12 protein-coding genes are annotated in these 8736 nt (G+C 45.8%); 3 read left to right on the top strand and 9 right to left on the bottom strand.

Going from position 1 to position 8736, the window contains the following annotated elements; genetic code table 11:
- Nucleotides 1-10 precede the first annotated feature (10 nt).
- Nucleotides 11-619, top strand: coding sequence for a cell division protein SepF (locus tag VB714_RS06430; RefSeq protein ID WP_348539818.1), 609 nt, complete (start codon nucleotides 11-13; stop codon nucleotides 617-619).
- A 156-nt stretch (nucleotides 620-775) separates the two neighbouring features.
- On the top strand, nucleotides 776-1576 hold the full coding sequence (gene proC, locus VB714_RS06425; RefSeq protein WP_323222309.1) for a pyrroline-5-carboxylate reductase: 801 nt from the start codon (nucleotides 776-778) through the stop codon (nucleotides 1574-1576).
- A 4-nt stretch (nucleotides 1577-1580) separates the two neighbouring features.
- Here the strand turns inward: proC and aroB are convergent, their stop codons facing one another.
- The 7 genes from aroB to VB714_RS06390 all read right to left on the bottom strand — a co-directional run bounded on the left by aroB (nucleotide 1581) and on the right by VB714_RS06390 (nucleotide 6254).
- On the bottom strand, nucleotides 1581-2669 hold the full coding sequence (gene aroB, locus VB714_RS06420) for a 3-dehydroquinate synthase (RefSeq protein WP_323222307.1): 1089 nt from the start codon (nucleotides 2667-2669) through the stop codon (nucleotides 1581-1583).
- Nucleotides 2670-2918: 249 nt separating this feature from the next.
- Complete coding sequence (gene psbV / locus VB714_RS06415; RefSeq protein WP_323222305.1) at nucleotides 2919-3413, bottom strand: photosystem II cytochrome c-550; 495 nt, start codon at nucleotides 3411-3413, stop codon at nucleotides 2919-2921.
- Complete coding sequence (locus tag VB714_RS06410; protein WP_204105986.1) at nucleotides 3401-3565, bottom strand: hypothetical protein; 165 nt, start codon at nucleotides 3563-3565, stop codon at nucleotides 3401-3403. Before VB714_RS06410 ends, psbV begins: the two co-directional genes overlap by 13 nt.
- Nucleotides 3566-3674: 109 nt before the next feature.
- The gene (gene cobA, locus VB714_RS06405; protein WP_323222303.1) at nucleotides 3675-4442 is read right to left on the bottom strand and encodes a uroporphyrinogen-III C-methyltransferase; all 768 of its coding nucleotides are present in this window, start codon (nucleotides 4440-4442) and stop codon (nucleotides 3675-3677) included.
- The gene (locus tag VB714_RS06400) at nucleotides 4433-5194 is read right to left on the bottom strand and encodes a sirohydrochlorin chelatase (RefSeq protein WP_323222301.1); all 762 of its coding nucleotides are present in this window, start codon (nucleotides 5192-5194) and stop codon (nucleotides 4433-4435) included. The genes cobA and VB714_RS06400 overlap by 10 nt, the downstream gene beginning before the upstream one ends.
- Nucleotides 5195-5320: 126 nt before the next feature.
- Nucleotides 5321-5548, bottom strand: coding sequence for a hypothetical protein (locus VB714_RS06395; RefSeq protein ID WP_323222299.1), 228 nt, complete (start codon nucleotides 5546-5548; stop codon nucleotides 5321-5323).
- Nucleotides 5549-5699: 151 nt separating this feature from the next.
- The gene (locus VB714_RS06390; RefSeq protein WP_323222298.1) at nucleotides 5700-6254 is read right to left on the bottom strand and encodes a DUF2808 domain-containing protein; all 555 of its coding nucleotides are present in this window, start codon (nucleotides 6252-6254) and stop codon (nucleotides 5700-5702) included.
- Nucleotides 6255-6316: 62 nt separating this feature from the next.
- On the opposite strand from VB714_RS06390, the gene VB714_RS06385 reads away from it, so the two are divergent.
- A complete protein-coding gene (locus tag VB714_RS06385) occupies nucleotides 6317-6742 on the top strand; it encodes a biopolymer transporter ExbD (RefSeq protein ID WP_323222297.1) in 426 nt (141 codons plus the stop codon).
- A gap of 4 nt (nucleotides 6743-6746) precedes the next feature.
- Here the strand turns inward: VB714_RS06385 and VB714_RS06380 are convergent, their stop codons facing one another.
- Together VB714_RS06380 and VB714_RS06375 are read right to left on the bottom strand one after the other, a co-directional pair.
- Complete coding sequence (locus VB714_RS06380) at nucleotides 6747-7937, bottom strand: NDP-sugar synthase (RefSeq protein WP_323222295.1); 1191 nt, start codon at nucleotides 7935-7937, stop codon at nucleotides 6747-6749.
- Nucleotides 7938-7984: 47 nt separating this feature from the next.
- The coding region (locus VB714_RS06375) for a segregation/condensation protein A (protein WP_323222293.1) at nucleotides 7985-8736 on the bottom strand (752 nt) is incomplete at its 5' end.

Genomic DNA, 8736 nt, shown 5'->3' with positions numbered 1-8736 from the left:
AGAGCGCGTCGTGAATACAATTTTCACCAAATTAAAAGACTTTGTAGGCCTCAACGAATCAGAGGAATACGAGTATTATGAAGAAGATATGGATGGCAATGACTATCAAAACCTCTACCAGCAAGAAAATGCTCCGGTAGTCGAAGAAGAACGTCAACGCCCTCGTCGCAACCGCGAGAGAATCCCCGTAACAACAGCACCAGAAACAGGAATGGCTTCAACAACGCCGAGGAGTAACGTGATTGGAATGCCCGGAACCGCTAATGGAATTTCAGAAGTTGTGGTTATTGAACCTCGCTCTTTTGAAGAAATGCCACAAGTCATTCAAGCCTTGCGGGAACGCAAATCCGTGGTTTTAAATTTAACGGTGATCGATCCCGATGAAGCGCAACGTGCAGTCGATTTCGTTGCCGGGGGAACTTATGCGATCGACGGTCATCAGGAACGCATCGGTGAAAGTATTTTCCTCTTTACCCCCAGTTGCGTTCAAGTTAGCACTCAGTCGGGAATCGTTCAGGAAATGGCCGCCGCAAATATGGCCGCGAATATGGGCGCTAACCGTCCTCAAGCTGCCCCAAGTCCAGCTTGGACCCTCGATCCCAATCGTTTAGCTCAATAATAGTTGATAGTTGATAGTTGATAGTTGATAGCGGGGATTATAGTTGATAATTAAAATTAACTATCAGCAATTAACTATCGGAAAGAAGGGAGGAGGAGAAACAATTGCTCTTTCTTCCTTTAGTATTTATCGTTTAGCTTTCATCATTCGTTCAAAGTGTCAGTAAAACTTGGTATTATTGGTGGCGGGGTTATGGCGGAGGCTATTTTATCTTGCCTTCTTTCTCAAAATATTTATGCAGCCGATACGGTTGTTGTGAGCGATCCTCTGCAACAACGACGGGATTATTTACAGAAAACCTATGGGGTTGAGGTCACGGAAAATAATGCGGTTGTTTTTGCAGCAAATGTGATTTTGTTGGCGATTAAACCGCAAGTTCTCGATCGCGTTGCTGCCGATCTCTCCGGTGCTGCAAACTCGAGCAATCTACTCCTTTCAATTTTAGCAGGAGTGCCGTTAAAGCGCTTGCAGGCTGCCTTTCCTGCTTGTTCTGTCATTCGTGCTATGCCCAATACTCCCGCTACGGTAGGGGCAGGTATGACGGCGATCGCGCCAAGTTCTCAAGTTTCCCCAGAACAAATCGATCGCGCTAAAACGATTTTTGCGGCGGTGGGAGAGGTGGTGGAGGTCTCAGAATCCCTGATGGACGCGGTAACGGGACTTTCAGGATCGGGACCGGCTTATGTGGCACTGCTGGTGGAGGCGCTGGCAGATGGGGGGGTTGCTTCGGGTCTACCTCGGGCGATCGCCTCTCAATTGGCGCTACAAACGGTATTAGGGACAGCCAAACTCTTGCAAGAAACCGAACTACACCCGGCACAACTCAAGGATCGCGTTACCAGTCCAGGGGGAACGACGATCGCGGGAGTGACTGCATTAGAAGCGGGGGGATTTCGGGCTGCTGCGATCGCGGCGGTTAAGGCAGCTTGCGATCGGTCTAAGGAATTGGGGAAATAAATCTTTACTGGCAATTGGCGATCGCACTTCTTATCTCCTCTTCCCCAACGCGATCGCTTATCGTCACGGCACCAATGCGATCGGGAAGAATAAAACGAACCTTTCCATCCTTAACTTTTTTATCACTTTTCAGCGCTTCTAAAATCGCATCTGCATCTAGATCGGCAGGAATTTTTGTAGGGAGTCCCGTTTTCTCAATTAAAGCATTTTGTCGTTCAGCATCGCGATCGCTCCACATTCCCAGTTTTAAAGCAATTTCCCCCGCAGCAACCATGCCAATTGCCACCGCTTCTCCGTGGTTAATAGAACGATATCCGGTTAAACTTTCCACAGCGTGACCGATCGTATGTCCATAGTTGAGAATGGCACGCAAACCCGCTTCTTTTTCATCTTGACTCACTACCTCCGCTTTCGCCTGACACGATCGCAGCAAAATCGTTTCTAATAATTCTTTATCAATAAAATAATAGCTATTGAGGCGTTTAGCGGCTTCAAGGCGGTCAAAAAGGTCTGCATCCCAAATAATGCCATATTTAATTACTTCTGCCATTCCTGCCCGAAATTCTCGAGGGTGAAGGGTTTTTAAGACCAAGGGATCGATCGCAACGAGTTTGGGTTGATAAAACGCCCCAATTAAATTTTTCCCTTGAGGATGATTAACCCCTGTTTTTCCCCCGATCGCCGCATCTACCATGGCCAGGAGAGAAGTCGGAACCTGTACGAAATTTACCCCTCGCAGCCAACTCGAAGCCGCAAAACCCGTCATATCCCCCACAACTCCCCCACCCAACGCCATAAAAGTAGCAGATCGTTCGAGATGATGTTTTAAAGCCGTATCATAGATTTTTTGAATAGATTTAAGGGTTTTATAGCGTTCTCCTGGGGGAATAAGATGGGATATAACTTCAAACCCAGCATTTTCTAAAGATTTTTGAGTTCTTTCCCCGTAATGCTTAAAAATTGCTGCATTGGAGACGAGGAGGACTTTTTTGCCCAGCTTCAAGGGTTGCAGTTGTTCGCCAATCTTATCTAAACCACCCGAGGCGATCGCGATATCATAAGCGTTTTGGGGTAAATCAACTCGAATTTGCATTCAGGTAATTGGTGATTGGTAATAGTAAAAATTAAGGGGATATGGCACAGCCACATCCCCATTTAATGAGTGGGAGAGGAGTGAGAGAATCAAAAATAGGACTTACACATTAACGGGCAAGATGCCCGCACTACCCTAATTAGAGAATACAGTAGTGGGAGCGTCTCGCTCCCTAATTGCGTCTTGCTCCCTAATTGCGTAAGTTCTAAAAAATAATTTCTCGACTCCTTAATACCTTCAAGAAGGGTATTAGTTAATGGTTTTACCACCACCCCACTGTTCGCCTTTTAAATTGGGCTGAACGAGAATATAACCTGCTAAATTGTAGAGGTCATCTTGATTGTATTTTCTCATTTCCGACCAAAGATCGAGACGACTCATGCTGGGGTGCAATACATCGATCGACTCTTCTCCATCATAGGTTTTGGGATCGTTGATGAAATCTACAAGAGCCAAAACGTTATCTCGGGACGGGAATGCACCTTCCAAATCCTCCGATTTTAAGGTGATATTAGGATTGGTTTTGGTTCTTCCTGCCATGTGACATTGAGAACAGGTATCGTTAAATATCTTCCTCCCGTTATCTAATTGTTTGTTGGTAATGACAACGGTTTCGCCCTCCGAGTTTAAGGTGACGGTTCGATAAACCTCATCTACATTAACCGCTTGAGCGTTGTCTACCGCAATTTGAAAACTGAACAATAGCATCGCAAAAGCGATCGCCGCAACTTTTAAAAAACGCATTCTCCTCCTCCAATGGATTTTTGCTCCATTTTTTTGTTATAGAGATAATATCGCCTCAATTCTCTCGTTTTTGGCTTCTCATCTCTGATAACAGAAATGATGACTGGCTCGATGAAGCCAATATAACGAAGGGTTAAGCGATTCTCATCCATAATATGATGCCATTAATCGGTAATCGGGAATCGACAATTGGCGATCGGGTAGGGGAAATTTTTCTCAATACTTCTCAATACTTCTCAATACTTTCTCAGGATTTGAGAATTACCCGTTTTTTGCGATCTGTTCCCTAAAGTTAATAATCTTGCCAACGATCGCGATCGCCGGAGCCTCAAAGCCTGTTATTGCAACTTGTTCGACGATTGTGGCGAGGGTGCCGATCAGTTCTTCTTGTTCTGGGCGAGTTCCCCAACGAATCAAAGCGATGGGGGTTTCTGGGTTCAATCCCCCCTCTTGCAATTGGGTTGTAATCTGGGGGAGATTATGAATGCCCATGTAAATCACAATGGTTTCAGACCCTTGGGCGATCGCACCCCAATTAACTTGAGGACGATATTTCCCTGCTTTCTCATGACCGGTGACAAAGGTAACAGAGGAACTATAATTGCGATGGGTGATGGGAATACCCGCATAAGCTGGAGCCGCTATACCAGAGGTAATTCCGGGGACGACTTCTACCGGGATACCCGCCGCCAAAATAGCCTCCATTTCTTCCCCTCCGCGCCCAAATACAAAAGGATCTCCTCCTTTTAAGCGCACGACGATCGCCTTATCTCGTGCTTTGTCAATCAAGATTTGTGTCGTTTCTTGTTGTAGTTTGGAATGTCGTCCCCGGCGCTTTCCGGCATCAATTTTCTCAGCTTGGGGGTTAATCATCAGCAAAATTTCTGGACTGACTAAGGCATCATAAACCACCACATCTGCACATTCGAGGATACCTTTCCCTTTCAAGGTCATTAAGCCAGGGTCCCCAGGTCCGGCACCCACCAAGTAAACTTTACCGGTCCAAGTTGTTTGCTTTTCTAACAGCATAAATCTATCCAATCTCTAATTAATCTCGCCAGTTCTGGCGTTGCACCGAGGGGCTGTCCTAAACGTAAATCTGTACGGGGAAATTTAGACTGCAATCTTTGTATTTCTTGGGCGATTGCATCGGTAATCCCTCCAGTAAATAAAAAGTAGGGCTGAATGGCGATCGTTTTCTGTTCGCCTGTTACCAAATGGGATATTTGCCTTTCTAAATCCGGTAAAACGTGCCAATAAGCAGGGATGGCGTTCAATTTTACGGCAATTTCCTCAATTTTTTGATTGGCATACTCGCGCCGACTGCCGTGAGCCAATAAAATGCGATTTTGGGCGGGAATGCGGGCAAAAGCGGCGTTGAGGAGTTTTACCATTTCCCCGAGGGAGCCGAGATGAGGAATTAATTCTAGCTCAATTTCCCCCTTTAACCGCGATCGCGCTTTGGCAACGCGATCGGGAATATCTTCGCTAACGTGAATGCCGCTTAACAGGAACAGAGGACAGATTTTAACGCGCTTTAACCCGGCTGCTTTTGCTTTTTGGGCAAATTCTACGATGCTATCTTCTAGCGGCATAGAGGCTAATTCAAGTGCCGCAGAATCGATCGGGGGGGATAGAGGCAAAACGAGAGTATTTCCGGTGACGGAACTCGGGGCGATCGCGCTGAGTTCTCGAGTCACGAGGGTAGTTAACTGAGAAACGGCGAGATGGGGACGGCGATCGCGGCTTCCGTGCCAAACGAGGAGAATTGCTGAAGACAAGATTAATTAAAAATTCTGAATTATTGAGATACTTTAGCGCAGTTGTCAACCTTTTTCCATATTTCTTTATAAAACCCTCTAGCCAGATGCTAGAGGGTGAAAAAACCCGATAATTTTGGGGAATTTTTAGAAACCAGGTACTTCTTGAGGAACGGGAGTAACATTAGAACGAGATAAAGTAGAAGCAACCATCGCAGTTACCCCACCCCCAAAGATGAGAAATCCTGCGAGGGCGATCGCGCTACCGACTTGTTTTAAACTTAATCTGCGAGGAAGGGCGATCGAACGAATTTTCAGAGGTCCGACAGTTTCTTCATACATCATCGCCATGTGAGTGTAGCCGAGAACTTCCATAGTATTCTCCTTAACTGAATTGAATTATTTCTTAACAATTAGAATGTCTTCGGGGTTGGATGCACGACCATCAAGCTATGCTCGGCCATAAGTGTAGCATTATTTTTTTGGCATTTCATCTTTTTTCATCACCCATTTTTCACGATACCCGTCACCAAATTCTTCGGGGAAAGCGATCGTAAAAAGTTAATCTTCTCGCACCCAGGTATAATTCTCGCGCATTTTCTCCGGTGGGAAAAACCGCGACACCAAACCCATAAGCCCCACTCCATCTGGGATTGCGTCGCGGTTTGAGCCTGACGCTAAGGGTTGTCCCTGGAGAAACAGCTTGTTCTAATTCCACTATAACCGCGAGGGCGGACGCATCATAAGTAGTGCTTTGAATCCTCAAGGATGCACCGCGATCGCCCGATGTCCCGAGAAAGGCGATCGTCTCTTCTAGTTTAAAGCGAATGCGTTCTTGTCCTCCTCTTTGTTGAATGACAATTTTTTGCAGGGGAGTTTCTGCCGTGTCGGGGATAGTAATCGTAAAATAATATTTAGCACGACTGGAATAGGTTTCCGTCGAACTGCTTCTCACTTCCTCAATACGAGGTGCGCTACCTCGAAATGTGGCGGGTAATTCTTGGCTTGCTACAGGAAGGGGAGATAAACTAACAATAGGGGTAACTGCGATCGCAAGGGCGAGTAAATTAGCATTTTTCATTGTTCTTCTGTTATTATTTTTGATCCGTGGGGGTTTGGTCTCTAAACTCCTGAATATAGGGTTTGGAGACCAAACCCCTACTCAAAATGCGCCTTCCTGAAGAACCCGATCGCCCTTTTTCCATTAACATCATCCCCGCCATTGATATTATCTTTGCAATTTTAGCATTCTTCATTTTATCCAGTCTTGAACTGACCCATTCAGAAGGATTACCCGTTAATTTACCCGAAGCAGTCACCGCATCTTCTCAACAAAATACGCGAGTTACCGTCACAATCGACAAAAATGGGACAATTTTTCTCAATCGAATTCCCACTCCTCTTGAAAACCTTGAAAATGCTATCAGTCTGTTGCTTGCACCCGATGAAACAACAGTTTTAATTAACGCAGACGAACAAACCAATCATGGACGAGTCGTCGAAGTCATCGATCGCCTGAGACAACTCGATCGCGTCAAAATTGCGATCGCAGTACAACAGAAGCCCTAAACCCCTACTCATCCTCCGCAATAAAACTTAGAGCCAGATCGCCGCGAAATTCAGCCATAATATCTTTCTCCGGTGGTTCCGCAAGGGGAGGACTTTGGCGAGAATCGGTAATTAACCAATCTAAAGCAGCAGCTTTAACATCGATCGCCGTCCCATTCTTGTCCACACAATAGCGCCCAAAAACCAGCTTATCCACCAAACGCACATCTGAACCCAAGCGAGAATATTCAAAAATAACACTATTATCCACCGTTGCACCGCTACAAATATGGCAACTCGGTCCAATCATCGTCGGACCGACAATTTTTACCCCATCCTCAATGCGAGTCATGCCCCCAATATAAACCGGTCCTTGAATATCCACCTTATCGCGATTCATCACGACATTGAGTCCAGTATAAATACCCGGTTCGATTTGTTTGCCAGGAATAGAAACATTTTTAATCTTTCCCCCCAAAACACCGCGAATGGCGTGCCAATAATCCGGAACTTTGCCAATATCCACCCATTCAAAATCCATCGTCACCGCATAAAAAGGCGCACCCATTTCTACCAATTGCGGGAAAAGATCGCCACCAATATCGTAAACCTTCTTCGGAGGAATAAAGTCAATAATTTCTGGCTCAAAAATGTAAATTCCCGTATTGATCGTCGTACTGAGGGCATCATCAACATTAGGTTTTTCCTGAAATGCCTTAATCCTCCCCTCCTCGTCAGTCACCACCACCCCATAACTGGAAACTTGTTCCCGAGGTACATTTTTAGTGATAATCGTGGCGATCGCCCCTTTCTCTTTGTGCAGTTTAACCGCTTCAGTTAAATTCAAATCGATTAAAGCATCACCACAAAGCACAATAAAGGTATCATCGAAAAAGGGATTAAAATCTTGAATGCGACGCAGTCCTCCCGCAGATCCCAAAGCCTCTCCCAACAAATGACCATTATTATCAATGCGGCCTTCAAAAGAGTAGGCAATTTCCACACCAAAACGCTGTCCATCGCGAAAGTAGCTTTCGATTTCTTCAGCAAGATGACTGACATTCACCATAATCTGATTGAAACCGTGGTTTCGTAGCAATTCAAGTAAGAATTCCATGACGGGCTTCTGCAAGATGGGAATCAGAGGTTTAGGAATCGTATAGGTAATGGGACGAACGCGAGTTCCCCGACCTGCTGCCAAAATCATGGCTTTCATATTAATTTTCCTCGAATTTAATCTATCTGCTCGAATTCAATCCAATTTTATCCCAATCCACGGCACTGACTCTCGATTAGCGGTTTTATTGTTAAATCCTGATAAAATTCTCTTTGGGCGAGTTCCACTTTAGACTGTGCCGAGAGCAATAATAGCGCCCAAAAAACGCCGACGCGGTGATGAGTAGAAGCATGATTTTCCTCTTGGTCCGGTTGGGTTTCACTCCACCACTGCACTAACTGGTTTAAATCGATGGAGTCGCGATCGCCGGACAGTTGAGGAAAATCTCGCTGAAAGAATGCCTCCAATAAGCCTGCCATTTCCGTTAAGTTTTCATTATGGGCGAGTTGGGTAATATGACGCGCGGTTTCTTTTCTAGATTGAGTCCGCTTTTTGACTCGCGGTTGCAAGGACTTGGTTTCTACCACTGCCGCCATTTCTTGAATCTGTTCGATCAATTCCTGGAGGGTGACGCGACGGCGACGCAAAGGGGGTGCTGTGGGACGGCGGCGAATGTGACGTTCTAAATGCAGGGGTAGCGCGCGTTCTCGGGGATCGAGTTCTTCGGGGATAAATTCTTCCTCCTCTTCTTCTTCTCCCAATCGCTCTAAAGTATTGGCTTTGAGTAAAACAAGCATAGAAGCCCAGAGGAAGGTTTGGCCTGATTGCGGCAAATTTGCTGTTTCGCGATCGCTTTCGGGGGTATTCGTCAGAGAGAGTTTGCTCAAGTAGCGATCGATAATTTCGATCACATTCACATCCCAAGGATCGATTTCTCCCTGTTGTGCGAGGTCAAAGA

This window comes from Spirulina sp. 06S082 (assembly GCF_034932145.1).
Classification (GTDB): domain Bacteria; phylum Cyanobacteriota; class Cyanobacteriia; order Cyanobacteriales; family Spirulinaceae; genus CCY15215.
The sequence above is the reverse complement of the archived record's forward strand: the minus strand, read 5'-3'. Positions and strand labels throughout refer to the sequence as shown.

Excerpts from the sequence above, each read along its gene's own strand:
- aroB (WP_323222307.1), bottom strand. The coding sequence starts at position 2,669 with ATGCAAATTCGAGTTGATTTACCCCAAAACGCTTATGATATCGCGATC.
- psbV (WP_323222305.1), bottom strand. The coding sequence starts at position 3,413 with ATGCGTTTTTTAAAAGTTGCGGCGATCGCTTTTGCGATGCTATTGTTC.
- VB714_RS06410 (WP_204105986.1), bottom strand. The coding sequence starts at position 3,565 with ATGGATGAGAATCGCTTAACCCTTCGTTATATTGGCTTCATCGAGCCA.
- cobA (WP_323222303.1), bottom strand. The coding sequence starts at position 4,442 with ATGCTGTTAGAAAAGCAAACAACTTGGACCGGTAAAGTTTACTTGGTG.
- VB714_RS06395 (WP_323222299.1), bottom strand. The coding sequence starts at position 5,548 with ATGGAAGTTCTCGGCTACACTCACATGGCGATGATGTATGAAGAAACT.
- VB714_RS06390 (WP_323222298.1), bottom strand. The coding sequence starts at position 6,254 with ATGAAAAATGCTAATTTACTCGCCCTTGCGATCGCAGTTACCCCTATT.
- VB714_RS06380 (WP_323222295.1), bottom strand. The coding sequence starts at position 7,937 with ATGAAAGCCATGATTTTGGCAGCAGGTCGGGGAACTCGCGTTCGTCCC.